Source organism: Blastococcus litoris (genome assembly GCF_003075095.1).
Classification (GTDB): Bacteria; Actinomycetota; Actinomycetes; order Mycobacteriales; family Geodermatophilaceae; genus Blastococcus_B; species Blastococcus_B litoris.
In genome coordinates this window covers 283,844-309,569 of the sequence record NZ_QCZF01000003.1, presented here as the reverse complement: position 1 = coordinate 309,569, position 25,726 = coordinate 283,844, and the positions used below count along the sequence as shown (strand labels likewise).

At 74.2% G+C, this 25,726-nt stretch carries 29 protein-coding genes; 16 read left to right on the top strand and 13 right to left on the bottom strand.

Features of this window, described 5'->3' with window-relative positions:
* Positions 1-209: 209 nt before the first annotated feature.
* Positions 210-638 (bottom strand): hypothetical protein, encoded by a 429-nt coding sequence (locus DCS98_RS08580; RefSeq protein WP_116450948.1) that lies wholly within the window; start codon positions 636-638, stop codon positions 210-212.
* 111 nt (positions 639-749) lie between these two features.
* Between DCS98_RS08580 and DCS98_RS08575 the strand changes: the two genes are divergently transcribed.
* A complete protein-coding gene (locus tag DCS98_RS08575) occupies positions 750-2,003 on the top strand; it encodes a PP2C family protein-serine/threonine phosphatase (RefSeq protein ID WP_116450947.1) in 1,254 nt (417 codons plus the stop codon).
* 45 nt (positions 2,004-2,048) lie between these two features.
* Here DCS98_RS08575 and DCS98_RS08570 read toward each other — a convergent pair whose 3' ends face one another.
* The 6 genes from DCS98_RS08570 to DCS98_RS08545 form a co-directional block, all read right to left on the bottom strand.
* Positions 2,049-2,342, bottom strand: coding sequence for a DUF1416 domain-containing protein (locus tag DCS98_RS08570; RefSeq protein ID WP_116450946.1), 294 nt, complete (start codon positions 2,340-2,342; stop codon positions 2,049-2,051).
* 6 nt (positions 2,343-2,348) lie between these two features.
* Complete coding sequence (locus DCS98_RS08565) at positions 2,349-3,176, bottom strand: sulfurtransferase (protein ID WP_116450945.1); 828 nt, start codon at positions 3,174-3,176, stop codon at positions 2,349-2,351.
* A 36-nt stretch (positions 3,177-3,212) separates the two neighbouring features.
* Positions 3,213-3,659 (bottom strand): DUF4395 domain-containing protein, encoded by a 447-nt coding sequence (locus tag DCS98_RS08560; RefSeq protein WP_116450944.1) that lies wholly within the window; start codon positions 3,657-3,659, stop codon positions 3,213-3,215.
* A 148-nt stretch (positions 3,660-3,807) separates the two neighbouring features.
* A complete protein-coding gene (locus DCS98_RS08555; RefSeq protein ID WP_116450943.1) occupies positions 3,808-4,239 on the bottom strand; it encodes a TlpA family protein disulfide reductase in 432 nt (143 codons plus the stop codon).
* Between the two features lie 30 nt (positions 4,240-4,269).
* The gene (locus DCS98_RS08550; protein ID WP_116450942.1) at positions 4,270-4,965 is read right to left on the bottom strand and encodes an LmeA family phospholipid-binding protein; all 696 of its coding nucleotides are present in this window, start codon (positions 4,963-4,965) and stop codon (positions 4,270-4,272) included.
* Positions 4,962-5,822 carry a hypothetical protein gene (locus tag DCS98_RS08545; protein ID WP_116450941.1) on the bottom strand — a complete coding sequence of 287 codons (861 nt, stop codon included), beginning with the start codon at positions 5,820-5,822 and terminating at the stop codon, positions 4,962-4,964. Before DCS98_RS08545 ends, DCS98_RS08550 begins: the two co-directional genes overlap by 4 nt.
* Positions 5,823-5,999: 177 nt before the next feature.
* On the opposite strand from DCS98_RS08545, the gene DCS98_RS08540 reads away from it, so the two are divergent.
* The 6 genes from DCS98_RS08540 to pstB all read left to right on the top strand — a co-directional run bounded on the left by DCS98_RS08540 (position 6,000) and on the right by pstB (position 11,883).
* The gene (locus DCS98_RS08540) at positions 6,000-6,731 is read left to right on the top strand and encodes a winged helix-turn-helix domain-containing protein (RefSeq protein ID WP_116450940.1); all 732 of its coding nucleotides are present in this window, start codon (positions 6,000-6,002) and stop codon (positions 6,729-6,731) included.
* 7 nt (positions 6,732-6,738) lie between these two features.
* A complete protein-coding gene (mshD, locus tag DCS98_RS08535) occupies positions 6,739-7,635 on the top strand; it encodes a mycothiol synthase (protein WP_116450939.1) in 897 nt (298 codons plus the stop codon).
* 187 nt (positions 7,636-7,822) lie between these two features.
* A complete protein-coding gene (gene pstS, locus DCS98_RS08530) occupies positions 7,823-8,938 on the top strand; it encodes a phosphate ABC transporter substrate-binding protein PstS (protein WP_206340164.1) in 1,116 nt (371 codons plus the stop codon).
* Between the two features lie 107 nt (positions 8,939-9,045).
* Complete coding sequence (pstC, locus tag DCS98_RS08525; RefSeq protein ID WP_116450937.1) at positions 9,046-9,999, top strand: phosphate ABC transporter permease subunit PstC; 954 nt, start codon at positions 9,046-9,048, stop codon at positions 9,997-9,999.
* Positions 9,999-11,075, top strand: coding sequence for a phosphate ABC transporter permease PstA (gene pstA / locus DCS98_RS08520; RefSeq protein ID WP_116450936.1), 1,077 nt, complete (start codon positions 9,999-10,001; stop codon positions 11,073-11,075). Before pstC ends, pstA begins: the two co-directional genes overlap by 1 nt.
* Positions 11,076-11,103: 28 nt before the next feature.
* Positions 11,104-11,883 (top strand): phosphate ABC transporter ATP-binding protein PstB, encoded by a 780-nt coding sequence (pstB, locus tag DCS98_RS08515; RefSeq protein ID WP_116450935.1) that lies wholly within the window; start codon positions 11,104-11,106, stop codon positions 11,881-11,883.
* On the opposite strand, the gene DCS98_RS08510 is transcribed toward pstB, so the two are convergent.
* Positions 11,859-12,104, bottom strand: a complete 246-nt coding sequence (locus tag DCS98_RS08510; RefSeq protein WP_206340163.1) for a hypothetical protein — start codon at positions 12,102-12,104, stop codon at positions 11,859-11,861. The genes pstB and DCS98_RS08510 overlap by 25 nt on opposite strands.
* A 56-nt stretch (positions 12,105-12,160) precedes the next feature.
* Positions 12,161-14,092 (bottom strand): LCP family protein, encoded by a 1,932-nt coding sequence (locus DCS98_RS08505; protein ID WP_116450934.1) that lies wholly within the window; start codon positions 14,090-14,092, stop codon positions 12,161-12,163.
* 181 nt (positions 14,093-14,273) lie between these two features.
* Here DCS98_RS08505 and DCS98_RS08500 point away from each other — a divergent pair, with 181 nt between their 5' ends.
* On the top strand, positions 14,274-15,032 hold the full coding sequence (locus DCS98_RS08500) for a hypothetical protein (protein WP_116451132.1): 759 nt from the start codon (positions 14,274-14,276) through the stop codon (positions 15,030-15,032).
* On the opposite strand, the gene DCS98_RS08495 is transcribed toward DCS98_RS08500, so the two are convergent.
* Both DCS98_RS08495 and DCS98_RS08490 read right to left on the bottom strand, forming a co-directional pair.
* Entirely contained in the window at positions 15,029-15,493 is a 465-nt protein-coding gene (locus DCS98_RS08495) for a DUF2795 domain-containing protein (protein ID WP_116450933.1), read from the bottom strand. The genes DCS98_RS08500 and DCS98_RS08495 overlap by 4 nt on opposite strands.
* A 45-nt stretch (positions 15,494-15,538) precedes the next feature.
* Positions 15,539-15,748 (bottom strand): hypervirulence associated TUDOR domain-containing protein, encoded by a 210-nt coding sequence (locus tag DCS98_RS08490; protein ID WP_116450932.1) that lies wholly within the window; start codon positions 15,746-15,748, stop codon positions 15,539-15,541.
* Between the two features lie 300 nt (positions 15,749-16,048).
* Between DCS98_RS08490 and DCS98_RS08485 the strand changes: the two genes are divergently transcribed.
* The 8 genes from DCS98_RS08485 to DCS98_RS08450 all read left to right on the top strand — a co-directional run bounded on the left by DCS98_RS08485 (position 16,049) and on the right by DCS98_RS08450 (position 24,208).
* Positions 16,049-16,834 (top strand): siderophore-interacting protein, encoded by a 786-nt coding sequence (locus DCS98_RS08485; RefSeq protein ID WP_116450931.1) that lies wholly within the window; start codon positions 16,049-16,051, stop codon positions 16,832-16,834.
* A 67-nt stretch (positions 16,835-16,901) separates the two neighbouring features.
* Positions 16,902-17,666, top strand: coding sequence for a response regulator transcription factor (locus DCS98_RS08480; RefSeq protein ID WP_206340162.1), 765 nt, complete (start codon positions 16,902-16,904; stop codon positions 17,664-17,666).
* A 20-nt stretch (positions 17,667-17,686) separates the two neighbouring features.
* Positions 17,687-19,198 (top strand): sensor histidine kinase, encoded by a 1,512-nt coding sequence (locus tag DCS98_RS08475; protein WP_241037374.1) that lies wholly within the window; start codon positions 17,687-17,689, stop codon positions 19,196-19,198.
* A gap of 21 nt (positions 19,199-19,219) precedes the next feature.
* Complete coding sequence (locus DCS98_RS08470; RefSeq protein WP_116450928.1) at positions 19,220-19,930, top strand: PaaI family thioesterase; 711 nt, start codon at positions 19,220-19,222, stop codon at positions 19,928-19,930.
* Positions 19,927-20,661: an inositol monophosphatase family protein gene (locus DCS98_RS08465; RefSeq protein ID WP_116450927.1), complete on the top strand. Its 735-nt coding sequence runs from the start codon at positions 19,927-19,929 to the stop codon at positions 20,659-20,661. The genes DCS98_RS08470 and DCS98_RS08465 overlap by 4 nt, the downstream gene beginning before the upstream one ends.
* A 75-nt stretch (positions 20,662-20,736) precedes the next feature.
* Positions 20,737-21,645 (top strand): sulfate adenylyltransferase subunit CysD, encoded by a 909-nt coding sequence (cysD, locus tag DCS98_RS08460; protein ID WP_116450926.1) that lies wholly within the window; start codon positions 20,737-20,739, stop codon positions 21,643-21,645.
* On the top strand, positions 21,645-22,946 hold the full coding sequence (locus DCS98_RS08455) for a sulfate adenylyltransferase subunit 1 (RefSeq protein WP_116450925.1): 1,302 nt from the start codon (positions 21,645-21,647) through the stop codon (positions 22,944-22,946). Before cysD ends, DCS98_RS08455 begins: the two co-directional genes overlap by 1 nt.
* 2 nt (positions 22,947-22,948) lie before the next feature.
* The gene (locus DCS98_RS08450; RefSeq protein WP_206340161.1) at positions 22,949-24,208 is read left to right on the top strand and encodes an MFS transporter; all 1,260 of its coding nucleotides are present in this window, start codon (positions 22,949-22,951) and stop codon (positions 24,206-24,208) included.
* Here DCS98_RS08450 and DCS98_RS08445 read toward each other — a convergent pair.
* Positions 24,120-25,481: a cytochrome P450 gene (locus DCS98_RS08445; RefSeq protein WP_206340160.1), complete on the bottom strand. Its 1,362-nt coding sequence runs from the start codon at positions 25,479-25,481 to the stop codon at positions 24,120-24,122. The genes DCS98_RS08450 and DCS98_RS08445 overlap by 89 nt on opposite strands.
* Positions 25,482-25,543: 62 nt before the next feature.
* Positions 25,544-25,714: a hypothetical protein gene (locus tag DCS98_RS22950; protein WP_164704467.1), complete on the bottom strand. Its 171-nt coding sequence runs from the start codon at positions 25,712-25,714 to the stop codon at positions 25,544-25,546.
* Positions 25,715-25,726: the final 12 nt, after the last annotated feature.

The window sequence follows — 25,726 nt, the reverse complement described above, 5'->3', positions numbered from 1 at the left end:
CGCCGCGCACCCTTCGGCCGCCGCACCAGCCGGAGGGCACCGACGGCGCAGCCGACCGCGCCGAGCGACGCCAGTGCGGCGAGGACCCACGCTGAAACCATGACCCCCACCGTAGGTGCGGGTCGCCACCCGGGTTCGGGCCGGTCACCGGAGCCCCCGCGGTCGTCGCCCGCACGACCTCCTGCCACGGCGCGTCGTCGGCCTCTCGGTCAGCCGCCCGGACAGCGGGTGTCGCCGCCGCTGTGCTCCTGGCAGACCGGCGGCCCGGAGTCCGGCGCCGGACCGTTGAACCCACCGCGGAACTCCTCGGCGAGCAGCACGGCCACCGGGACGGCGACGACGATCATCGCGGCGGCGAAGCAGGCGGCCGCGACCTTCCGTGTGCGCCAGGTGAGCAGCACGCCGAGGAGCGGCAGCCCGAGCGCCAGCGCCGACGCGACGAGGTAGAGCGTGCTCGCCTGGGACCGCTCTGCTGCTGTCGGCTGCTCGCCGAACAACGGCGCCGCACCGATCGCGCCCCCGAAGACCACCAGGGGTGGGACCAGGAGCCAGGCCAGCCAGATCAGGACCAGGGCTGCCGACGACGTCCGCCGCGGCCGGTCGCCGGCCAGCCGCACCCATCCCGCCTCGTCGCGCACCGGCCCATCCTGCACCGCCCGGTCCGGCGACGGCGGCCGGGCGACGTGCGGCGCGCCACCTATCGTTCTGGGCGGTCGTGGCGGTCGCCGGGCCGCTCGTGAGGAGGCACCGTGCCGTCGTCCGGGGACGAGCTCTCGAGGGTCGTCGCTCGCTACGAGTGGGTGCTCGCCCACGTGGCCGACGGCATCTACGGTCTCGACGCCCAGGGCCGGGTCGAGTTCCTCAACCCCGCGGCGGCCCGCATCACCGGGTACGGCGAGGGAGAGCAGCTCGGCCACGACCAGCACGCGCTGCTGCACGGGCGCCGTCCGGACGGCTCCCCCTATCCGAAGCACGAGTGCCCGGTGTGGCAGGCCATCACCACCGGCCGCACCGTGACGGCCCCCGACGAGGTCTTCTGGCGCAGCGACGGCAGCGGGGTGCCGGTGGAGCTGATCGCGGTGCCCACGGTGGAGGAGGGCGCGGTCACCGGCGTGGTCGTCTCCTTCCGCGACCTGACGTTACGGCGTGCGGCCGAGCAGCAGGCAGCCCAGCTGGCGCGCCTGTCGCGGGAGAACGTGGCGACCCGCGCCCTGGCCGACCGCTTGCAGCGGGCGCTGCTGACGCCGCCGCCCGAGCCCGACCACCTGCACGTCGCCGTCCGCTACCACCCGGCCGAGGACGACGCCCAGGTCGGCGGCGACTGGTACGACGCGTTCCTGCAGCCCGACGGCGCCACGGTGCTGGTCATCGGCGACGTGGTGGGCCACGGCAGCGACGCCGCCGCCGCCATGGGGCAGCTGCGGGGGCTGGTGCGCGCGCTGGCCTACGACAACGAGGAGACCCCGGCGGCGACGCTCACCCGGGTCGACCGCGCCGCGCGCGGCCTGGCCGTGTCGACGCTGGCGACGTCGATCCTCGCCCGCGTCGAGCGGCACCCCGACGTCCCCGTCGCCGGCCGCCGGGTCCTGCGCTGGAGCAGCGCCGGCCACATCGCCCCGGTGCTGCTCGCCCCCGACGGGTCGTCCCGCCTGCTCGAGACGCCGCCGGACCTGATGCTCGGGGTGGACCCCGACACGTCCCGCCGCGACCACGAGGTCGACCTCCACGACCACCACACGCTGCTGCTGGTGACCGACGGGCTGGTCGAGCGGCGGGACCAGGACCTGGATGCGGGCCTGCGTGCGCTGCAGGAGGCGCTGTCCGACCTGGCCGGCCGGCCGCTGGACGAGCTCCTGGACACCCTGCTGCGCCGCCTCCTGCCGCGCGCGGGCCGGGACGACGTCGCCGTGGTCGCGGTGCGCCCCTACCCGGAGGACCGGCCCCGACCGCCCGAGGCGGGCCCCAACGCGGTGCCGCCGTGCATCGACCGACCCACGACATGACTGCGCCCCGCCCGGCGGTGCCGGGCGGGGCGCTGTCACGACCGATCAGTCGACGACGATCGTCGTCTCGTTCAGGCCGACCTCGGCGGCGACGACCCGCTCGCCCTTGCCCACGGGGGCCAGGGAACGGACCTTCCACTCGCCGGGCGCGGCGAAGAACCGGAACTCACCCTCGGGGCTGGTCACGACCTCCGCGGTGAACTCGCCGGTCCCGTCCAGCAGCCGGACGTAGGCACCGGCCACCGGGGCGCCGTCGTGCCACACCTGACCCTGGATGACGGTCTGCGTGCTCAGGTCGATGCCGGCCAGGCCACCGCCCTGCTTCGGGGCTCCGCACATGTCAGCTCACTTCTCGATCGGGACGCCGACGAGCGAGCCGTACTCGACCCAGCTGCCGTCGTAGTTCTTGACGTTCTTCTTGCCGAGCAGCTCCTGCAGCACGAACCAGGTGTGGCTCGAGCGCTCGCCGATGCGGCAGTAGGCGATCGTCTCCCGCGAGTCGTCGAAGCCCTGCTCCGCGTAGAGCTTCTCCAGCTCCTCGTCGCTCTTGAAGGTGCCGTCCTCGTTGGCCGCCTTGCTCCACGGGATGTTGATCGCCGACGGCACGTGGCCGGCGCGCTGCGACTGCTCCTGCGGCAGGTGCGCGGGCGCCAGGATCTTGCCGGAGAACTCGTCGGGCGAGCGGACGTCGACGATGTTCTTCGTGCCGATCGCGGCCACGACCTCGTCGCGGAACGCGCGGATGGAGAGGTCGGGGTCCTGGGCCGTGTACTGCGTGGCCGGACGCTCGACCACGTCCTTCGACAGCGGGCGGCCGTCGAGCTCCCACTTCTTGCGGCCGCCGTCGATCAGCTTCACGTCGCGGTGGCCGTAGATCTTGAAGTACCAGTAGGCGTAGGCGGCGAACCAGTTGTTGTTGCCGCCGTAGAGGACCACGGTGTCGTCGTTGCTGATCCCGCGGGAGGACAGCAGCGCCTCGAAGGCGGCCTTGTCCAGGTAGTCGCGGCGCAGCGGGTCCTGCAGGTCCCTCTTCCAGTCCAGCTTGACGGCACCCTCGAGGTGGCCGCCGTCGTAGGCGCTGGTGTCCTCGTCGACCTCGACGAAGACGAGGCCGGGGGTGCCGAGGTTCTCCTCGGCCCAGTCGGCGGTGACGAGCACGTCGGTGCGGCTCATGGGTGGTTCCTCCGTTGATCGGGTGTGTGCGGACGGTCAGGCGGTGCTGGCGGGCGAGGTGGCCGGCAGGGCCCGCCGGGCGATCAGGTACAGCTCGCAGCCCAGGCAGAAGCCGGTGGCCGCGTTGAGCAGGGCCGCCACCAGCGCCAGGCCGGTCGCGACGGCGCCGAGCACCGGCGCGCCCAGCAGGTAGCCGGCCGCGCCCACGACGGCGAACACCAGGCCGACGACCTGGGCGAAGCGTGGCGGCGCCTCCGGCTCCCGCTCGCGCACCGGACCGAGCCGGGGCGCGACGAGCAGCCGGAAGAGGAGGCCGTACGGGGAGACCCGCAGGCCGGCCGCGGCGCCGATCGCGAAGACCACCGCCTGCGCGGCGACCACCCAGCCGTTGCCGGTGAGCAGCGCGACGGCGAGCACGGCGGACGTGAGCGCCGCGGCGAACCGCGGAGCGCGCACGTCGACCTGTGGGGACGGTGCAGTCATGGCAGAGAAGACCTTCGGACGGCGGGCAGGGCGCGTCTGGACGGTCGGAACCGACCTCAGGGGGTCGGACAGAGGCAGCTGCCGACGCGGCACAGGTCAACTGTGCGGCGAGAGGTCAGCAGGGTGCCCACGGCGCGAGAGTAGCCGATCACGAGGCCGCCCCGACATGGGCGTCCACCAGTGCGGTGAGCTCGGCGGCTGCCGGCGCGCCGCTGCTGCGGCCGATCACCCGGCCCCCGCGGTCCAGGTAGAACAGCGTCGGCGTGCGGCGGACGTCGAGCTCGCGCACCTCGTCGAGGTGGCTCTCGGCGTCCACCTGGACGACGGCCAGGCCCGGCCGGGTGGCCTGCAGCTGCTGCAGCCGCGCCTTGGTCGCGCGGCAGGGTCCGCAGAACGCGGTCGAGAACTGGACGACGGTGAGGTCGGCGCCGGCGGGCCGGGCCCCCAGCCGCTCGAACACGCCGCTCGAGGGCACCTCGTCGATCGTCCGCACCGTCCCGTTCCTCGTGCGCAGCCACCACGCCGCGACGGCGGTCACCGCCAGCGCGGCGACCAGCACGGCCGCTCCGATCCCGCTCATCCCCCGCACCAACCCGACCGGGCCGGTGGACTATTCCGGGGCGCGCAGGACCGTGTCGGTCGCCTCGCCGCGCACCACGACGCCGTCGTCGGCGACGGTCAGGCCGGTCAGCTGCAGCCCGAACGGCAGGGCGGGGACGGCGTACCGCAGGTCGAGCAGGTCGGCGACGCGGTCGACGAGGAAGCCGGGGACCTCCACGCCGGCCCCGGAGGCGTCCTCCACGTCGACGACGACGTCGTTCCCGTCGAGCGCGACCGTCCCGGCGGCGGTGAGCGGGATGGTCCGGCCCAGCACCTCGACGGTCTTGGTGATCCGCAGGCCGTCCCCCTCCCGGCGCAGCGTCGTGTCGCCGCCGAGCTGCGCCGACAGGAGCTCGTAGGAGAGGGTTGCCGTGCCGTCGATGCGCTCGACCGGGACCTCCTGCACGCTGCCCGAGAAGACGCTCGACAGCGGCACCTGCACTCCGCGCAGGACGATGTCGGCGCGGGTGCCCTCCGGCTGACCGAGCTGCTCGGCGGTGAGCGAGATGTGCACGTCGTCGTACCGGCCCGCGACCGCCTGGGTCAGGAACGGGAAGCCCCGGGCGTCGACCTCGGGGGCCGCGGCCAGCCCCGCCTGCTCCACGAGCTGGTCGGCGACGTACCCCTCGGCCCAGCGCTCGGTGACCCGGTCGGCCACGAACAGCAGACCGGCGACCACGACGAGGACGACGAGCAGCGCCTTCACAGCACCATCTGCAGCGCCAGGGCCACCGGGGCGCACGCGGCGAACGGCAGGACGGCCTGGACGACCGACACCGCCCACGGCGACAACGAGGGGTCCAGGCGCGGGGACGGCTGCTGACCGGGCTCGTCGTCGGCCGTCGCCTCGACGACGACGTAGCTGGCGACGAGCGCGACGAGGGCGGTGACGCCGGCGAGCGCCGCCCCGAGGACGAGGGCCGGAACCGCGCCGGCGGTGCCGCCGAGGTTGCGGCCCAGGTAGGCCACGAGCGCGCCGGCGACGACGGAGAGCACCAGCCCGAGCAGGCCGCGGGGGACGCCGGCCGCCAGGTACGGCCGCGGCAGCACCAGGTCGACCAGGTGGCCGACGAGCAACGCCACGCCGACCGCCAGCAGGGCGACCAGCGCGCGGTCGTGCCCCTCCTCCGTCCGGCCCAGCAGCAGGAGCGCGGCCAGGGCGGCGACCGCCGTCAGGAGCAGCACCGCACCGGCCAGCGAGGCGACCAGCGCCTCCCGGGGACGGCGGAACATCTGCTGCACGACGGCCACCAGGAAGCCGACCCCGAGGACGACGAGGAGGTCGCCCAGCTCCGGGTTCTCCGGCAGGACGAGGACCAGGTCGGCCGCCACCGCTGCCGCTGCACCCACGGCGAGCGAACCGGCGAACCCCTGGATCCCGGTCACCACCACCCAGGTGAGCACGAGACCGAGCTGGAGCACGAGGACCGCGGCCAGCCGGCCGCGGTCGCCCCACAGCTCGGGCAGCCCGGCGACGAGGGCGACGGCGAGCACGGTCAGCAGTGCCGGCTGGAGGTGGTGCACCCGCGCGGGGAGCGCGGACCGCATCGCCGAGGACGTCACCCCCGGATCGTCGCAGAAGCGGGCCCGGCGCTCCGCGCGACGAGCGGACGGGTGGGAAATCCGCTGCGCAGGGGCCGAACGGCGGTCTCGTCGGCTATCCTTCGCTCTCACCTCGACAGCGGCGTCGGAGGTCCCGGGGACGGCGGCCGTCGTCCCACGGCACCGTGAGGAGACGACATGCGACTCGTGCTCATGACCGCCGCGCGACAGGCGACGACCGAGGTGCTGCCCGCTCTGGGGCTGCTGGCCCACCAGGTGCGCGTGGTCGCCCCCGAGCTCTCGAGCCTCCTGGACGGCGATTCCGGTGACGTCGTGCTCGTCGACGCCCGCCACGACCTCATCCAGGCGCGCACCCTGTGCGGTCTGCTCTCCTCCACCGGCGTGGCCGCCGCGCTCGTCGCGGTCCTCTCCGAGGGCGGCCTCGTCGCGCTCTCGGCCGACTGGGGCGTCGACGACGTCCTGCTCGACACCGCCGGCCCGGCCGAGGTCGACGCCCGACTGAAGTGGGCGACGGCCCGCAGGCTCGCCGCCAGCACGCCGGCCGACGGCGGCGACGGCGGCGTGACGCAGGCCGGTGAGCTCGTCATCGACGAGCACAGCTACTCCGCCAAGCTGCGCGGCCGCGCCCTCGACCTCACCTACAAGGAGTTCGAGCTCCTCAAGTACCTCGCCCAGCACCCCGGCCGGGTCTTCTCCCGCGCCCAGCTGCTGCAGGAGATCTGGGGCTACGACTACTTCGGCGGCACCCGCACCGTCGACGTCCACGTGCGGCGGTTGCGCGCCAAGCTGGGCATCGAGCACGAGGCGCTGATCGGGACCGTCCGCAACGTCGGCTACAAGCTCGACCAGCAGGTCGCGGACGCGACGGCGAAGGCCGCCCAGGCGGAGGCGGACGCCGAGCTGGTCTGATGACCGGGTGAGCCACGGCACCCGCACGGACGTCCCCGAGGTCCTCGAGCTCCTGCGCGCGGCCACCGCCGCCGACGGGGTGCGCCCGCTGTCGGAGGACGCCGAGCTGCGGCTGCAGCACGGCACCCCCGGCGGCCACGACGTGTCCGTCCGCACCGCCGACGGCCGGCTCGCGGGCTACGCCCGGCTGGACGACGGCACCGCGGAGCTCGTCGTGCACCCGGCGCTGCGCCGCCGCGGGTTCGGCACGGCCCTCCTCGACCGGGTGCTCGAGCTCAGCGCGCCGGGTCCGGTGGACGTCTGGGCGCACGGCGACCTGCCCGGCTCCGCGGAGCTGCTGGGCCACCACGGGTTCACCCGCGCCCGCGTGCTGCTGCAGATGCGGATGCCCCTGGCCGGCGTCGACGCCGACCCGCGTCCGGAGCTCCCGGCGGACGTCCGCGTCGAGCCCTTCCGGCCCGGCCGCGACGAGGACGCCTGGCTGCGGGTCAACGCCCGCGCCTTCGCCTGGCACCCCGAGCAGGGCCGCATGACGCGCGCGGACCTGGAGCTGCGCGAGGCCGAACCCTGGTTCGATCCGGCCGGCTTCCTCATGGCCTGGCGCGGCGACCCCGACGCCGGCGGGCAGCTGCTGGGCTCGCACTGGACCAAGGTCCACCCGGCCGGCGACGCCGGACCGGAGCCGATCGGCGAGGTCTACGTCCTCGGGATCGACCCGGACGCGCAGGGCATGCGCTTGGGCCGCGCGCTCACCGACCTCGGCCTGGCGCACCTGCGCGGCCGCGGTCTGGGCGAGGTCCTCCTCTACGTCGAGGAGGACAACGCGGCCGCCGTGCGGCTCTACGAGGGCCGCGGTTTCCGCCGGTCCGCGGTCGACGTCGCCTGGCGGCTCGAGCGCTCCTGAGCGCCGTTCCGGGCCCGGTTCACCCGGTGGACGTATGACGGCCGCCACACGTCGACCCAAGGATCGACCGCCGTTCACCCCTCGTTCACCGACTCACCGGTGCGCGGCCACCTCGGCTCCCTAACTTCGCCTCCGTCGGTCCAACGCTGCCCGGAAATCGTCCGGGCAAATGTCGAGAGGCACTGAGTTGAAGCTCAGCACCAAGACGCGCGCCACCACGCTGTCCGTGGCGCTCGCCAGCACCCTCGCGCTCACCGCGTGCGGCGCATCCAACGAGTCCGACTCCGGGGGAGGCGCCGGCGGCGGCAGCGAGGCGGCGGAGCTCAGCGGCGACCTGGTCGGCGCGGGCGCCAGCAGCCAGCAGTCGGCGATGGAGGCCTGGCAGGCCGGCTTCCAGGGCGAGTACCCCGACGTCCAGTTCAGCTACGACCCGGCCGGGTCCGGCGCGGGCCGCGAGCAGTTCATCGACGGCTCCGCCGACTTCGCCGGCTCCGACGCCGCCCTGGACGAGGAGGAGCTGGCCTCGGCGCAGGAGCGCTGCGGCGGCGGTGAGGTCTTCGAGCTGCCGAACTACATCTCGCCGATCGCCGTCGTCTTCAACCTCGAGGGCGTCGACGAGCTGAACCTGACGCCGCAGACGATCGCCGGCATCTTCACCGGCGCCATCACCACGTGGAACGACCCGGCGATCGCCGAGTCGAACCCCGACGCCACTCTCCCGGACACCGCGATCACCCCCGTGCACCGCGGCGACGACTCGGGCACCACGGACAACTTCACCGACTACCTGTTCCAGACCGCCGGTGACGTGTGGACCTCGGAGCCCGACGGCGTGTGGCCGCTCGAGGGCGGCGAGGCCGCCAACGGCACCTCCGGTGTGGTCGAGGTCGTGACCAGCACCGCCGGCGCGGTCACCTACGCCGACGCCAGCCGCGCCGGTGACCTCGGGGTCGTCAACGTGGCCGTGGGCGAGGACTTCGTCGCACCCAGCGCCGAGGCCGCCGCCGCCGTCGTCGAGAACTCGCCGGCGGTCGAGGGCCGGGGTGAGTACGACTTCGCCATCGAGGTCAACCGGGAGACCGAGGGTTCGGGCGAGTACCCGATCGTCCTGGTGAGCTACCACGTCGGTTGCGTCGAGTACGAGGACCAGGAGACCGCGGACAACGTCAAGGCCTTCCTGGACTACGTGATCAGCGAGGAGGGCCAGCAGGCCGCCTCGGAGAACGCCGGCAACGCGCCGATCTCCGACTCGCTGCGCGAGCAGGCCCAGGGCGCGGTCGACGCCATCACCGCCGCCGCCTGACACCGGCACGCCGCGGTGGCCCGGGACGTCCCGCCGACGTCCCGGGCCATCGCACCGCCCGCACCCGGGCACCAGCACCAGCCACGAACGATCTCCACGGAGCAGCGGTGACCGCCACGAAGGCCCCGACCGAACCCCCGTCGACGCAACGTCCCGTGCGGCGGCCGGGCGACCGCATCTTCGCCGGCAGCGCCAAGGGCTCCGGCATCTTCATCCTCGTCGTCCTCGCCGGGGTCGCCGCCTTCCTCATCAGCGAGGCCATCCCCGCGCTCACCGCCCCGTCCGAGGACATCCCCGGCGGCGAGGGGCTGGCCGACTACATCGGCCCCCTGATCCTCGGCACCCTGCTCGGCGCCGCACTCGCGCTGCTGGTCGCGACACCGCTCGCCGTCGGCATCGCCCTCTACGTGACCTACTACGCGCCCCGCCGGATCGCGTCGGCGCTCGGGTACGTCATCGACCTGCTGGCGGCCATCCCGAGCGTCGTCTACGGCTTCTGGGGCCTGGCGGTCCTCGCGCCGCAACTCGTGCCGTTCCACGTGTGGGCGGCCGACCACCTGAGCTGGCTGCCGTTCTTCGCCGGCCCGGCGTCCACGAGCGGGCGCACCATGCTCACCGTCGGGCTCGTGCTCGGCGTCATGATCCTGCCGATCATCTCCGCCATCGCCCGCGAGGTGTTCGGGCAGGCACCGGCGCTGCACCGCGAGGCGGCCCTCGCCCTCGGCGCCACCCGCTGGGAGATGATCCGGATGGCGGTGCTGCCCTACGGGAAGTCCGGCGTCATCGCCGGCGCGATGCTCGGCCTGGGCCGCGCGCTCGGCGAGACGATGGCCGTGGCGATCATCCTGTCCGGCGGCGCCGGGGCGACTGTCAACCTGATCAGCAACTCGAACCCGTCGACCATCGCGTCGAACATCGCGCTGCGCTTCCCCGAGGCCACCGGCGTGGACGTCAACACGCTGATCGCCAGCGGGCTGGTGCTCTTCGTCATCACCCTCGGGGTCAACATGATCGCCCGGTGGATCGTGAACCGGCGCGCCGACTTCTCCGGAGCCAACTGATGAGCACCCTCACGCAGTCCGCGCCCGGGACCGCGGCCCCCCAGGGACCCGTCCGCGTCGAGCGCCGGCTCCCCCGCTTCGCCCCCCTCGGGCTCTACCTGGCCGGCATCGCCGTCGGCGCCGGGCTGTCGGCTCTCACCGGATTCGCGGTGACCTCGGCCGTCGTCTACGGCGTGGTCCTCGGTACGCTGGCCGTCTTCGCCGCCTCCCGCGCCGTGGAGGGACGGCGCAAGGCCACCGACCGGCTGGTCACCTGCCTGGTCACGACCGCGTTCGGGATCGCCATGGTCCCCCTGGTGTCGCTGGTCTACACCGTGCTCGACAAGGGCCTGGCCCGGCTGGACGGCGACTTCTTCGCCATGTCGATGTTCCGCGTGGTCGGCGAGGGCGGTGGCGCCTACCACGCCATCGTCGGCACTGTCGTCATCACGCTGCTGGCCACGGTGATCTCGGTACCGATCGGCCTGATGACGGCCATCTACCTGGTGGAATACGGCACCGGGCGGCTCAAGCGCGGCATCACGTTCTTCGTCGACGTCATGACCGGCATCCCGTCGATCGTCGCCGGCCTGTTCGCCTTCGCCCTCTTCACGCTGCTGTTCGGGAACGACTTCCGCGCCGGCGTCATGGGCGCTGTGGCCCTCTCGGTGCTGATGATCCCGGTGGTCGTCCGGTCCTGCGAGGAGGTCCTCAAGCTGGTGCCCAACGAGCTGCGCGAGGCCAGCTTCGCGCTGGGCGTCCCCAAGTGGCGCACGGTGGTCAAGGTGGTCCTGCCGACCGCGATCGCCGGCCTGGGCACGGGCGTCACGCTGGCCATCGCCCGCGTCGTCGGCGAGACCGCGCCGCTGCTCATCACCGTCGGGCTGATCACCGGCACGAACCTCAACCCGTTCGACGGGCGCATGGCCACCCTGCCGGTCTTCGCCTACTACCAGCTCACCCAGCCGGGCACCGCGACCCAGGCGTTCATCGACCGGGCCTGGACGGCGGCCCTCCTGCTCATCATCCTGGTCATGGCGCTCAACGTCGTCGCCCGCCTGATCAGCCGCTTCTTCGCCCCCAAGACCGGTCGCTGACCGACCGACCGACCAGGAGGACACGCACGTGGCCAAGCGCATCGAGGTCTCCGACCTCAACATCTACTACGGCAACTTCCTGGCCGTGGAGGGCGTCAACGTCTCCATCGAGCCGCGCAGCATCACCGCGCTGATCGGCCCCTCGGGCTGCGGGAAGTCGACGTTCCTCCGGTCGCTCAACCGGATGCACGAGGTGCTGCCCGGCGCCCGCGTCGAGGGAAAGGTCGTCATGGACGGCCAGGACCTCTACGGCTCCGACGTCGACCCGGTGAACGTGCGCCGGCAGATCGGCATGGTCTTCCAGCGGCCCAACCCGTTCCCGACCATGTCGATCTACGACAACGTCATCGCCGGCAACCGGCTGAACAACAAGCGGATGAAGAAGTCCGACACCGACGACCTGGTCGAGAAGTCGCTGCGCGGCGCCAACCTCTGGAACGAGGTCAAGGACCGCCTCGACCGCCCGGGCTCGGGACTCTCCGGCGGCCAGCAGCAGCGGCTGTGCATCGCCCGCGCCATCGCGGTCGAGCCCGACGTCCTGCTGATGGACGAGCCGTGCTCGGCGCTGGACCCGATCTCCACGCTGGCCATCGAGGACCTGATGACCGAGCTCAAGGAGCGCTTCACCATCGTCATCGTCACGCACAACATGCAGCAGGCGGCGCGGGTGAGCGAGTCCACCGGGTTCTTCAACCTCAACGGCGTGGGGCAGCCCGGCCGGCTGATCGAGTTCAACCCGACCGAGAAGATCTTCAGCAACCCCGACGAGAAGGCGACGGAGGACTACATCTCCGGCCGCTTCGGCTGATCGGGCCCGACCCGATCGGGGTCGGGGGTGCGGAAGGGCGGTTCGCCTCGGGCGGGCCGCCCTTCGTCGTCCCCGAGATCGTCCTCGGCCGCCACGTCGGGCTCCTCCCCCTCGACGCCGAACCCCGGGGCGGTCCCGGGGGCGCCCCGCCCCGGGTCGGCGGCCGGGATCCCGCTCTCGTCGGGATCGTCGGTGCTGAACGGCGGCGGCATCATCGACATGCCCCGCTCCTACCCGGTCCCGTGGCGGAGAGGCGACCGCCGGGTGAACAGCGGGCTCAGCAGCTGACGGGGGTCTGCTCCGGCGCGGCCGCCGGGGTGGGCGTCGTGTCGGCGGCCGGCGCCTCGGGGGCCGCGCCGACGGTCACCGGCACGACGGAGGAGTAGCCCGGGCCGATCACCAGCTGGACGGCGTCGCCGATCGAGTCGCTGGGCTGCAGCACCGCTCCGGGCACCGAGGCCGCAACGGTGCGCGCCTGCTCCAGGACGCCGGGGCCGTAGCGGACGACGGTCTCGCTCACCGTGCCCGGCTCGTTGCCCACCGCGCCGACGACGAAGCCCTGGCCGCGCATCAGGTCGGCCACCGTGGCCGCCAGCCCCGTCGTCGCCGTCCCGTTGAGCACGTCGACGGCGACCGACGCCGGCGGCACCGTCAGCGCGTCGTCCGCGGGCGGGGCCGCCTCCGACGCCGGCGGCACCTCCCCGGCCGGCGGCTCCTCGGCCGCCGCCGCGTCCTCGGGCCCGATCAGGAACTCCTCGGGCACCGACGTGCCCTCGATCACGGCGTCGAACAGCGACCGGGTGCCCTTGCCGTCGAGGAGCACGTACGCCTGGTCGGTGCCGGCGGGCACGTACCCCACCTGGGCGACCGGCAGGCTGGCCCGCTGCACGGCGTCGCCGGACAGATCGCCCAGGCTCCCGGCCAGCCCCCGGAGATCCCCCAGCGTCGTCTGCTCGTCGACGGTGAGCGCCTCGGCCGCGCGGTTGAGGAAGCGGTTGAGGCTCAGCGGGTCGACCAGGGTGCCGGTGGACATCGCCGCGCGCAGCGTCGAGGTGAGCAGCCGCTGGGCACGCTCCGCGACCGCCGTCCCGGTGACGTCGGCGCCGCTGTCGCCCGGCGCCAGGTAACCGGCCGCGTCCTCGCCCGAGACCTCCGAGTAGCCGGCCGGTAGCGGCGTCGCCGCGGCCGCCGTCGCCTGCGACGGGACGACGCAGACCGGCACGCCGCCGAGGGCGTCGACCATGCCGGGGAGGTCCGCGAGGTCGACGCCGAGGTAGTGGTCGACGCGCAGGCCGGAGAGCTGCTGGACCGCCCGGACCATGCAGCTGGGCCCTCCCTCGAGCAGCGAGCTCGCGAACGCCTCCGTGGCGGGGCTGCGGAGGTCGCCGTCAGGGGTCCGGCACGCCGGGGTGTCGACGAGCGCGGTCGGCGGGAAGCTCACGAGGACCGCGCGGTCGCCCTCCGAGGAGACCGACGCGAGGAGTGCCGCGACCGACGCCGTCCCGGTCTGGCCCGGCACGCCGCTGCCGACGACGAGGTAGGTCTCGTCACCTGCCTGCAGCTGCGGCGCGAGGATCTCCGGGCCGTCCACCGCGAGGGCGTCGACCCGGTCGATCTTCTGGTCGACGTAGAAGTAGAGGCCCAGGTGGTAGAGGACGACCACGCCGAGGACGGCGGCCAGCGCCACCAGCGCGCGGGTGAGCCGCCGCCGACCGGGGCTCGCCGGGGGGCGCGGCGGCCGCGCCGGACGCGCCGCACGGGGCCGGTCCGACGGCTCGGGCGGGGGGAACCGGCCGGGCAGCGGCGGGACGGGGCCGCTGCGGCGGACGGGCCGGCTGTCGGGGTGCCAGTCGACCTGCGGTCGCGGGCCGGCCGGGACCGGCGGCAGCGGCGGCTGGCCCGCGGGGCGGGCGGCACCGGGGACCGGTGGGAGGCCGCCCTGGCGGGCCGGGGGTGCGGAGGCACCGGGGACGGGCGGCAGGCCCGCGCGGACGGCGGGCGGCGATTCCTCGGGCGCGCGGAGGACCGGCTCCTCGACGCGCCGGGCGGCGCGGCGGCGGCCGACGCCGGTGTCCTGGCGGGCCAGCAGCTGCTCGACGGTCAGGGCCTCGGCGCCGGCCTGCTCGCCGTCCCGGCCACGGCGGCTGCGGCCGGAGGTGTTCCGGGGGACACCGGAGCGCCCCTCGTCCCACGTCGGCCTGTCCCCCACCGGAGTCGACACCTTCTCGTCGTCGTCCCTGCCCCGTCATGCCGCCGTGCGGCCTTCCCACCGACGATACGGGGAGGGAGGCGGGGAGACCGCCGGACGCGCGGCACCGGAGACCCCCGGACGGGCGAGGAGGTCCTCAACCGGATAGTGGGCCACCGGTTCCCTGCGTAGCGTGGGTCCGGTGAGACTGCCGTCGGTGCCCGGTCCCTCCGACCTCCTGAACGCCGTGGGCGGGGTCCGCGACGGGCTCGCCGACGCGCTCGACCTCGTCCCGCGGGTGGGGGCGGCCGTCGGTCGCATGGAGGAACTGCTGGGCAGGGTGGCGACCCTGCTCGACCGCGTCGACGGGATCGTCGACCGCGCGGACGGGGCGATCACCCGGCTGGAGGCCACCCGGGCGCGCGCCGACGAGGCGATCGACGGCGTCGAGCGCATCCGGGCGAAGGCCGACGGCGCCATCGAGGGCGTGGGGCGCACGCAGCAGAAGGCCGACGACGCCATCGAGGCCGTCGGCCGGACGCAGCAGAAGGCCGACGACGCCATCGAGCGGGTGGGCGGCACCACGTCCCGCGCGGACGCCATCGTCGACCGGACCGACGGGCTGGTCGGCCGGCTCGTGCCCCTCGTGACCGACTACGAGCCGGTGCTCACGGCGCTGGCGCCGTCCCTGCGTCGCCTCGCGGACTCCTTCGACCCCTCCGAGGTCGACGCGTTGATCACCCTCATCGACCGCCTGCCGCAGCTGGTGACCCACCTCGACGAGGACATCCTGCCCGTGCTGGAGACCCTGGGGACCGTCGGCACCGACGTGCACGACCTGGTCGACACCGTCCAGGACATGCGGCAGATCGTGAAGGGCTTCCCGGGCTCCCGCCTGTTCCGCCGCCGGGGTGCGGAGGAGATCGCGCAGGACGAGGCCCGGGAAGCCGCGGCCGACTAGGCCCGGCCCTCCTCGGCACCGGGCCCGTGCCCGGTCTCCGTCGGGTACCCGAGCGCGCGGACGACGTCGCCGATGCGCTCGTAGGTCTCGCCCTCCGGGAGCTTCGCGAGCTCGGCGGCGACCGCGTCGGGCGCGCGGTGGTCGCGCGCCGCCTCCACCAGCTCGGAGCCGGTCGACGGGAAGTCCGCGCGGTCCAGCCATCGGGCGAGCTCGGCGCGGGCGACGACGGCGTCCTCGGTCATGCCCTCCGGGACACCGCCGACGAGGGTGCCGGCCGGGTCGGCGGTGAGGTCCGGGTCGCCCTCAGCGACCGGCTCGGCCTCGCGCCACTCCTCGGAACGCGTGGCGTGCTCCGCCTTGAGCATCCCCTGGATCTCGTGCTCCAGTTCCTCGTCGACCCGAGGGTTGTGCTTGGTGCTGCGCGCGGACACTCCGGCGAACTGCTCTCCGGACTCGGTCACGGTGTCTCCTCAGGTGTCGGGCCCGGACGACACCGGGCCGGTCGTTCAGTCCTCGTGCAGGGCGCCGGGCTTGTGCACCGCCGTCCTGCCCGTCTTGTCGCTCCGGACCTCGTACTGCGGCTCGTCCTTGCTGGCCTTGACCTTCCGGCCGGACGCCTCGGTCTCCTTCGTGATCTTCCGTTCGACGGTGCCCTCCACGGTGTTCCCGTGGCTGTTCCAGGTGACGTGATCACCCTTCGTCAGGTCGTCGGCCATGACCGCTCCTCTCGCCTCCGGACCGTGCTGTCCCTGCCCTGCCCCCAGCCGCCGCCGCACACACATCGCCGTGGCGGGCGCACGATCACCCGTTCGGGACGCGACCTCACCCCTAGGGGCCATGGCAAGGCCGGTTCGGTCACGTAGCGTCGACTGCGACGGACACCCGATCGACGTCCGCGCTGGTCCAGCGGACGTTCTCGCTACCCAGCGTGATCGACGGGACCGTCCTCGATCGCCGGCCCGGTCGACTCCATTCCCCCGGAGTCGGCCGGGTCGGCCCGTTTACGCTGGTGTGCCGTGTCCACCCCCCTCGCCCTCGACGGGCTCCGCGACGTCGACGTCCTGACCGTCGTCTCGGTGTCGGACGTGACGCCCTCGGTCCGGCGGGTGACCCTCTCCGGCACGCCGGACGCCGTCGCCGCCGCCGGCCCGACCGTCAACCTGCTGGTGCCGCGGGTGGACGACCCGGCGCCCCGGTGGCCGCGCATCCAGCGGGACGGCCGGATCGTGTGGCCCGAGGGCAGCCACGGGGTGGCGCTGCGCAGCTACACCGCCCGCCGTCAGGACCCGTCGGCGGGCGTCGTCGAGATCGACTTCGTGCTGCACGGCGATGGGCCCGCGGCGACGTGGGCGGCCGCCGCCCGCCCGGGCGCGCTGCTCGCCGTGGCCGGTGCCGCCTCGCTGGCCGAGCGCCCCGCCGGCTGGCTGCTCCTCGCCGGCGACGAGACGGCGCTGCCCGCGATCAGCCGGCTGCTCGCCGCCGCTCCCCCGTCGGCGACGGGCGTCGCCCTCCTCGAGGTGGCCGGCCCCGCAGAGGAGCAGCCGCTGGACGGGCCGCCGGGCATCGCCGTGCGGTGGCTGCACCGGGGTGGCACCCCTCCCGGCGGGAGCACGCTGCTCGCCGACGCCGTCGCGGCGCTGGAGCGCCCCGAGGGGGACGACGTCTTCGCCTGGGTCGGCGCGGAGTCCGCGGCCGTGCGCGCGATCCGCGCGGACCTGCGCGGCCGGTGGGGGCTGGGCCGCGCCCAGCACCACGCGATCGGGTACTGGCGCCGGGGCCGGGCCATGTCGCCCGCGGGGTGACCCGGGCACAGGGAGTTCACAGGTAGCGTCCAGACCGAACGCAGCAGGCGGAGCCACCCTCGGTGGCATGACGACGGCACCCGCTCGCCCGACCGGAGGACCCGTGGCCGGTAACGCGACCAACCGCAGCACCCCGGAGGCCCGCCTCCTCGTCGTGGACGACGAGCCCAACATCCGCGAGCTGCTGTCGGCCAGCCTGCGCTACGCCGGGTTCGAGGTGGCCACCGCGGCCGACGGGCAGCAGGCGCTCGCGCTGGCGGAGTCCTTCCGGCCGGACCTGCTGGTGCTCGACGTGATGATGCCGGGGCTCGACGGCTTCGGCGTCGTCCGGCGGCTGCGCCAGTCCGGCCGGCACACCCCGGTGCTGTTCCTGACCGCCCGGGACGGCGCGGACGACAAGGTGTCGGGGCTGACCCTCGGCGGCGACGACTACGTCACCAAGCCGTTCAGCCTCGACGAGGTCATCGCCCGCATCCGGGCCGTGCTGCGCCGCACCGCCGGAGCCCAGCAGGCGGCCGCCGAGGCGCCCCGGCTCACCTTCGCCGACATCGAGCTGGACGAGGAGAGCCACGAGGTCATCAAGGCCGGCACGCTGATCAGCCTCTCCCCCACCGAGTTCAAGCTGCTGCGGTACCTGATGGCCAACGCCGGGCGGGTGCTGTCCAAGGCGCAGATCCTCGACCACGTGTGGAACTACGACTTCAACGGCGAGGCGAACGTCGTCGAGTCCTACATCTCCTACCTGCGCCGCAAGATCGACACGACGGAGCCGCGGCTGCTGCACACCATCCGGGGGGTCGGGTACACGCTGCGGCTGCCGCGGGGCGCATGACACCTCCTCCCGCGTCCGACGTGCGGGGCCCGAGGGTCCCGCTGCGGGTCACCCTCGTCGCGCTCATGGTGGCGCTGCTCAGCCTCGCCCTCCTCGCGACCGGCTTCGCCACCACCTCCCTGCTGCGCAACTACCTGCTCGACCAGCAGGACTCCGCCCTGCGTGCCGCGGTCAACCAGACCAACCCGAAGGTCTTCGAGGCGTGCCTCGACGAGGACTACCAGGCCGGGCCCCGGGCGGCCTACTTCGGCTGCCTGCCCCCGGCCTCCGACGACGTGGTGGACCTGCAGGGCCCACCGGACGACGACGGCATCCCGCAGATCGACCCGGGGAAGGTCGCCGACGGCGCCTTCGCCCACCGGCCGCGCACGGTCTACGCCGAGGACGGCTCCGCGTGGCGGGTCATGACCGGCGACCTCCCCGGCGGGTACACGCTCGTGGTCGGCACCGACCTCGAGGGCGACCAGAAGGCCATCTCGCGACTGGTCCGCATCGAGCTGTTCGTCGGGCTGGCGATCCTGGTGCTGCTCGGCGCGGCGGGTTACGTCATGGTCCGCAACAGCCTGCGGCCGCTCACCGAGGTGGAGCGGACCGCCCGGGCCATCGCGGCCGGCGACCTGTCGCAGCGGGTGCCGGCCGGCGACGAGCGCACCGAGGTCGGCCGGCTGTCGACGGCGCTGAACGTCATGCTGGCCCGCATCGAGACCGCATTCCGCCTGCAGCAGGCCTCGGAGGAGGCGGCCCGCGGCTCCGAGCACCGCATGCGCCGCTTCGTCGCCGACGCCAGCCACGAGCTGCGCACGCCGCTGACCTCCATCCGCGGTTTCGCCGAGCTCTACCGGCAGGGCGCCGTCCGCAGCGAGGACGACGTCACCCGCCTCATGCAGCGGATCGAGGCCGAGGGCGCCCGCATGGGCCTGCTGGTGGAGGACCTGCTGCTGCTGGCCCGCCTCGACCAGCAGCGCCCGCTGAGCTTCGCCCCCGTCGACCTGGCCGAGGTGGCCGGCGACGCCGTCCACGACGCCAAGGCCGTGCAGCCGGACCGGCCCATCAGCCTGCACGTGGACGGGTCGCTGACCGAGATCCCCGTGCTCATGGGCGACGAGAGCCGGCTGCGGCAGGTGGTCGGGAACCTGGTGACCAACGCGCTGACCCACACACCGCCGGACGCGCCGGTGACGGTCTCCGTCGCCGAGGCACCCGACGACCCCGACGTCCTGGTGCTCCGGGTCGCCGACCGGGGCCCCGGCATGGCGGAGGCCGACGCCGAGCGCGCCTTCGAGCGCTTCTACCGGGCGGAGGCCTCGCGCACCCGCGGGGAGGACACCACCGCCGAGGCCGGTGGGACCGGCCTGGGTCTGGCCATCGTCTCCTCCCTCGTGGCGGCCCACGGGGGCTCGGTCGAGCTCGCCACCGCGCCGGGCCAGGGGGCCACGTTCACCGTCCGGCTCCCCCGCTCCGGCCCCGCGGACATCGCGGCCGAGGGGGCCCCGCACGACGAGCGCGTCGGGGGCGGCGACCACCCGGGCTGAGCACCCTGCCACGATCCGGGCGTGACGACCGACGACAGCGCGACCATCCCCGACGCCGAACCGCTCGCGGCAGCGACCGACCTGGGGACGGCGCTGCGCGAGCTGATCGAGATCTCGGTGACCACGACCGTGGCCGCCGCCGAGGTGCGCGCTGCGGCAGACCTCGTCCGCCAGGCGACGGAGCGGCTCGCCGTCGCCCGCCGGCCGAAGTCCCAGCTGCCGGCCCTGGACGACGTCGCGCAGGGCCGCCGGGTGTTCAACCCGGTCACCGGGATCGGCAGCGCGCTGGCGCCGCCGCTCGCCGTCCGGCGCGACGGTGACGGCGTGGTCGCCGAGGTGACGCTGGGCATCGCCTACGAGGGTCCGCCGAGCTTCGTGCACGGCGGCATGAGCGCGCTGTTCATGGACCAGCTGCTGGGCTCGGCCGCGGCCGCCGCCGGCCTCTGGGGCATGACCGCGCACCTGGAGCTCGACTACCGGGGGCCGCTGCCGCTGGAGACCGGGCTGGTCATGCGCGCCGGGGTCGCGGAGCAGTCCGGCCGGAAGTCGATCATCACGGGCACGATCGCCCTGGCCGACGACCCCGACACCGTCCTCGTCGAGGCGCGGGGCGTCTTCGTCATGCCGCGGCCGGAGAAGGCGCAGGCGTACTTCGGTGCCATCACCGACGCCTCCGGGCAGCACCGGCCGCCGCGCCGGCCCGGCGACGCCACCGCGCTCGAGAACCCGTGACCGACGTCGAGGTGGCCGCGCGGGCGGCCCGGGCGGCCGCCGCCGTCCTGCGGGAGCTGCGGTCCGGGAACCTGGCCGGCCGGGAGCTCGGGGACGCCGGTGACGCCTCGGCCCAGGAGGCGATCCTCTCGGTCCTGCGGGCCGAACGCCCGGACGACGTCGTCTTCAGCGAGGAGGCCGCGGACGACCGGAGGCGGCTGGGGGCCGACCGCGTGTGGATCGTCGACCCCCTCGACGGCACCCGCGAGTACGGGGAACCCGGACGGCACGACTGGGCGGTGCACGTCGCGCTCTGGACCAGGGACGGGCTGGGGGCGTCGGCCGTCGCCCTCCCCGCCCTGGAGGAGGTCCTGCTCACCGAGCCGGCGCCTGCGCTCCCGCCACGGGGAGACGGACCGGTCCGGATCGCGGTGAGCCGCACCCGGCCCCCGGTCGAGGCCGACGCGGTGGCCGCCGCGCTCGACGGCGTCCTGGTGCCGCTCGGGTCGGCGGGCTACAAGACGCTCGCCGTCGTCCGGGGCGAGGCGGACGCCTACGTCCACGCCGGCGGGATGTACCAGTGGGACTCCGCCGCGCCGGTGGCGATCGCAGCGGCCGCGGGGCTCACGACCTGCCGGCTGGACGGCAGGTCGCTGGTCTACAACGAGCCCGATCCCTCGCTCCCGGACCTGGTGGTCTGCCGGCCGGAGCTGCGCGAGCGGGTCCTGGCTGCGGTGCGCGCCGCGCGATAGCGGACACTGGGCGGGAATCCGCACCAAACGCATGCGGTTGCTGGTCCTGATGTCGAACTCCCGGAGCCTGAGCGCATGACCACGCCCGACTACCGGCTGAGCCAGCTCGAGACGCTGGAGGCCGAGTCCATCCACGTCATCCGCGAGGTGGTCGCCGAGCTCGAGCGGCCGGTGCTGCTGTTCTCCGGCGGCAAGGACTCGATCGTGATGCTCGAGCTGGCCCGCAAGGCATTCGCCCCGGCGCGCATCCCGTTCCCCGTCATGCACGTGGACACCGGCCTGAACTTCCCCGACGTGCTCGAGTTCCGCGACAAGCGGGTGGCCGAGCTCGGCGTCGCGCTCGTCGTCGCCTCCGTGCCCGACGCGATCGCCGCCGGCACGGTGAAGGAGGAGCCCAACGGCTCCCGCAACCGCATCCAGACGCCGGTCCTGCTCGACGCGGTCGAGGAGCACGGCTTCACCGCCCTGTTCGGCGGCGCCCGCCGCGACGAGGACAAGGCCCGCGCCAAGGAGCGGGTGTTCTCCTTCCGCGACGAGTTCGGCCAGTGGGACCCGAAGAACCAGCGGCCCGAGCTCTGGGATCTCTACAACGGCCGGATCCACCTCGGCGAGTCGATCCGCGTCTTCCCGCTGTCGAACTGGACCGAGCTCGACATCTGGCAGTACATCCTCCGCGAGGACATCGCGATCCCGCCGCTCTACCTCGCGCAGGAGCGGGAGGTCGTCGAGCGCCAGGGGATGCTCTACGCGGTCAACGAGTTCATCCGCCCGAAGGAGGGCGAGCAGGTCCGCACCGAGACGGTCCGCTACCGGACCGTCGGCGACGCCAACCTGACCGCCGCGGTGCTGTCCGAGGCGACGACGGTCGAGGAGGTCATCGCCGAGATCGCGGTGACCCGCATGACCGAGCGCGGCGCCACCCGCGGCGACGACAAGGTCAGCGACGCCGCCATGGAGGACCGGAAGAAGGAGGGCTACTTCTGATGGGAATCCCCCTGCACACCCCCGAGGCCGAGCACGCGCACGACATCGCGCTCGCCCGCAAGGACATCCTGCGCATCGCCACCGCGGGCTCCGTCGACGACGGCAAGAGCACGTTGATCGGCCGGCTGCTCTACGACAGCAAGGCGATCTTCGAGGACCAGTACGAGGCGGTGGAGCGGGCCAGCAAGGGCGACTACGTCGACCTCGCGCTGCTCACCGACGGGCTGCGCGCCGAGCGCGAGCAGGGCATCACCATCGACGTCGCCTACCGCTACTTCTCGACGCCGCGGCGCACGTTCATCCTCGCCGACACCCCCGGGCACGTGCAGTACACCCGGAACATGGTCACCGGCGCCTCGACCGCCGACCTGGCCATCGTCCTGGTCGACGCCCGCAAGGGCATGCTCGAGCAGAGCCGTCGGCACGCCTTCCTCGCGTCCCTGCTGCGCGTGCCCCACCTGGTCGTCGCCGTCAACAAGATGGACCTCGTCGACTGGTCGGAGGAGCGGTTCGAGTCGATCCGCGACGAGTTCAGCGCATTCGCCAGCAAGCTGGACGTGCCCGACCTGACCGTCGTCCCGATCTCCGCGCTGCACGGCGACAACGTCGTCAGCCACTCGGCGAACACCCCCTGGTACGAGGGGACGACGCTGCTGCACCACCTCGAGCACGTGCACGTGGCCAGCGACCGCAACCTGGTCGACGCCCGTTTCCCGGTGCAGTACGTCATCCGGCCGCAGTCGGACGCGTTCCACGACTACCGCGGGTACGCCGGGACCGTCGCCAGCGGCGTGCTGCGCCCCGGCGACGAGGTGCAGGTGCTGCCCAGCGGCCTGACCACCACCATCGCCGGCATCGACGGTCCGCGCGGCCCGGTCGACGAGGCGTTCCCGCCCATGGCGGTGACCGTCCGGCTCACCGACGACGTCGACGTCTCCCGCGGTGACCTCATCTGCCGCCCGGCCAACGCCCCGCAGGCCACCCAGGACGTCGACGCGCTGGTCTGCTGGATGGCCGACGAGCCGCTGCGCCCGCGGCAGCGGCTGGCGATCAAGCACACGACCAGGACCGTGCGCGGGATGGTCAAGGAGCTCGTCTACCGGCTCGACGTCAACACGCTGCACCGCGATCCCGACGCCACCGAGCTCGGCCTCAACGACATCGGACGGGTGCGGCTGCGCGCCACCCAGCCGCTGTTCGTCGACGACTACACCCGGAACCGGGCGACCGGCCGGTTCATCCTGATCGACGAGGCCACCAACGCCACCGTCGGCGCCGGGATGCTCACCCCCGCCGGCTGATCGTGGCCCGATCCCGGGCCGCGGGCGTCCTGCTCGTCGCGGCGATCGTCGCCGTCGCCCTCAACCAGCGGCCGGCCGTCGTGGCGGTGGCGCCGATCCTGGGGGAACTGCGGGCCGACACCGGGCTGTCGTCGGCGATGGCCGGCCTGCTGACCACGCTCCCGGTGCTGTGCTTCGGAGCCTTCGCCCCGGTGGCGCCCCGCCTGGCCCGCCGGATCGGCCTCGAGACGGCGGTCGGGCTCTCGCTGGGGCTGCTGGCGGCCGGCATCGCGCTGCGTCTGCTGTCACCGGTGGCGCTGCTGTTCGCCGGCAGCCTGCTCGCCGGTGCGGCCATCGCCCTGGCGAACGTGCTGCTCCCCGCCTACGTCAAGCGCGAGTTCCGGCGGCCCGGCGCGGTCATGGGCCTCTACTCGGCCTCGCTCAACATCGGCGCCGCAGCCGGCGCGGCGCTCACCATCCCGATGGCCGGGGCGCTCGGCGTCGACTGGCACTGGGCGCTCGGCACCTGGCTGGTCCTCGCCCTCGCCGCCCTCGCCCTCTGGCTGCCCGTCGCCGGGACCGGCCGCGACCGGCGGGCGAGCGGGCCGCCGCCCGAGGGCCAGGGCTCGTGGTCGCTGCTGCGCCAGCCGCTGGCCCGGCAGGTGACCGCCTACATCGGCCTCCAGAGCGTGCAGTTCTACTCGGTGGCCGCCTGGCTGCCCACCCTGCTGGCCGATGCCGGCGTCCCGGCGGGTGAGGGCGGGCTGCTGCTCGGTCTGGCCAACGTGGTCGGCGCCGTCGGCGCGCTCCTGGCCCCCGCGCAGGCCGGCCGCATGCGCACCCAGCGGCCGCTGGTCCTCGCCGTCGCGCTCGCCTACGTGGTGGGCCTGGGCGGCCTGCTGGCCGATCCCGACGGCGCCACCCTCGTCTGGGTGGCCGCGTTCGGCCTGGCCCAGGGCGCCGGCTTCGCCCTCGCGCTCACCCTCATCGTGCTGCGCAGCCCCACCCCGCTGGTCGCCGCCCGCCTCGGCGGCGTCGCCCAGTGCCTGGGCTACCTGCTGGCCGCGCTGGGACCGCTGGTGCTCGGTGCCCTCCACGACGCGACCCTCGGCTGGTCGTGGCCGCTCGCACTGCTCCTGGCCGTCCTGGTCCCCATGACGTGGGCCGGGTGGGGCGCCGCCCGGGCCGCGGTGCTCAGCGCCGCGCCACCCGATGCAGCGCCACCGGGAGGTGCTCGAACCCCCGGAGCGTCTGCAGATCCCGTCGCACCGGCCGGCCGCTGACCCGCAGCGCCGGGAACCGCTCGCTCAGCGCCCGCAGCCCGACGACCCCCTCCAGCCGCGCCAGGCCCGCGCCCACGCAGTAGTGGATGCCCGCCGAGAAGGCGAGGTGCTCGCGGGCGTTCGCCCGGCCGACGTCGAACCGCGCCGGTGCCGGGAAGACGTCGGGATCGCGGTTGGCCGCGCCGAGCAGGACCGTGACGCGGGTGCCCGGCCGGACCTCGCGACCGGCGAGGGTCACCGGCTCCTTCGCCGTCCGGCCGGTGATCTGCACCGGGCTGTCGAACCTCAGGATCTCCTCCACCGCGCCGTCCCAGCCCGACGGCGCGGCCCGGAGGGCGTCCCACTGCTCGCGGTGGGCGTCGAGCAGCACGACGCCGTTGCCGAGCAGGTTGACCGTGGTCTCGAAGCCCGCCCCGAGCAGGAGCATCACGGTGGCGTGCAGCTCCCGCTCGGTGAGCGCCTCGTCGTCCGGGAGCCCGACCAGCCGGCTCACCAGGTCCTCGCCGGGGTCGCGGCGCAGGCGGGCGAAGTGCTCGCGCAGGAAGGCGTGCATCGCGCGCAGCGCCCGTTCGGCCGCCACGTACCGCCGGAACGACAGGCCGGGGTCGAGCGTGGCCGCGGCGGCGGCGCCCCAGCGGAGGAAGTCCTCGCGGCGCTCGGTCGGCACGCCCAGCAGGTCGGCGATCACCAGCACCGGCAGCTGAGCGGCGTAGGTCTCGACGAGGTCGACCTCGCCGCTCCGGAGCTCCAGCGCGTCGAGCAGCGCGTCGGCGGTCCGCTGGACCACCGGCTCGAAGGCGGCGGTGGCCCGCGGCGTGAACGCGCGGCTCACCAGCCGGCGGAAGCGGGTGTGGTCGGGCGGGTCGACGACCAGCATGGACGGCGGCTCGGCGACGCCCGTCGCGTCGAGCTCGTCGCCGAAGCGCAGGGCCCAGCGGATCAGCCTCGGCGCCTGGGCACGGTCCCAGCCGACGCCGAAGCGGTCGGACCGGAGGATCTCCGACGCGACGGCGTGCGAGGGGGTGACGAGCCCGATGCTGCCCGGGGACACCGGGCCGCGGGCCCGCAGCTCCTCGTAGAGCGCGTACGGCTCGTCCCGCACGGAGCTGTCGCGCAGCAACCGGCCGACGAGGTCCCCGCGTCGCGCCCCCCGTTCGAGGAAGACCGCCGGCAGGCCGTGGCGCACACCCCACCGGACGACCGTCCGGGCGGGGCTCAGAGCGGGGCGCAGCGCCCCTGCCAGGCGCGGGGTCGCGGACGTGTCCGTGGTCACGTCCGCAGTGTGTCAGTGCGGGCGCCGCCCGGCCGGTGCCGGCCGGGCGGCGCCGCGGCGGCTCAGGCCTGGTCGGTCGGGGCCGGCGCCTCGCTCGGGTCGCCGTTCCAGTCCTTGCCCGCGGTGTCGGCGTTCTCGGACGCGCTGTCGGTCTGGCCGGCGACGGTCTCGACCATCTCCTCGTCGGAGATGCTCTCTCCCGCTGCGTGGGTGTGGCTGCTGGGCTCGCTCATGTGCGTCGTCCC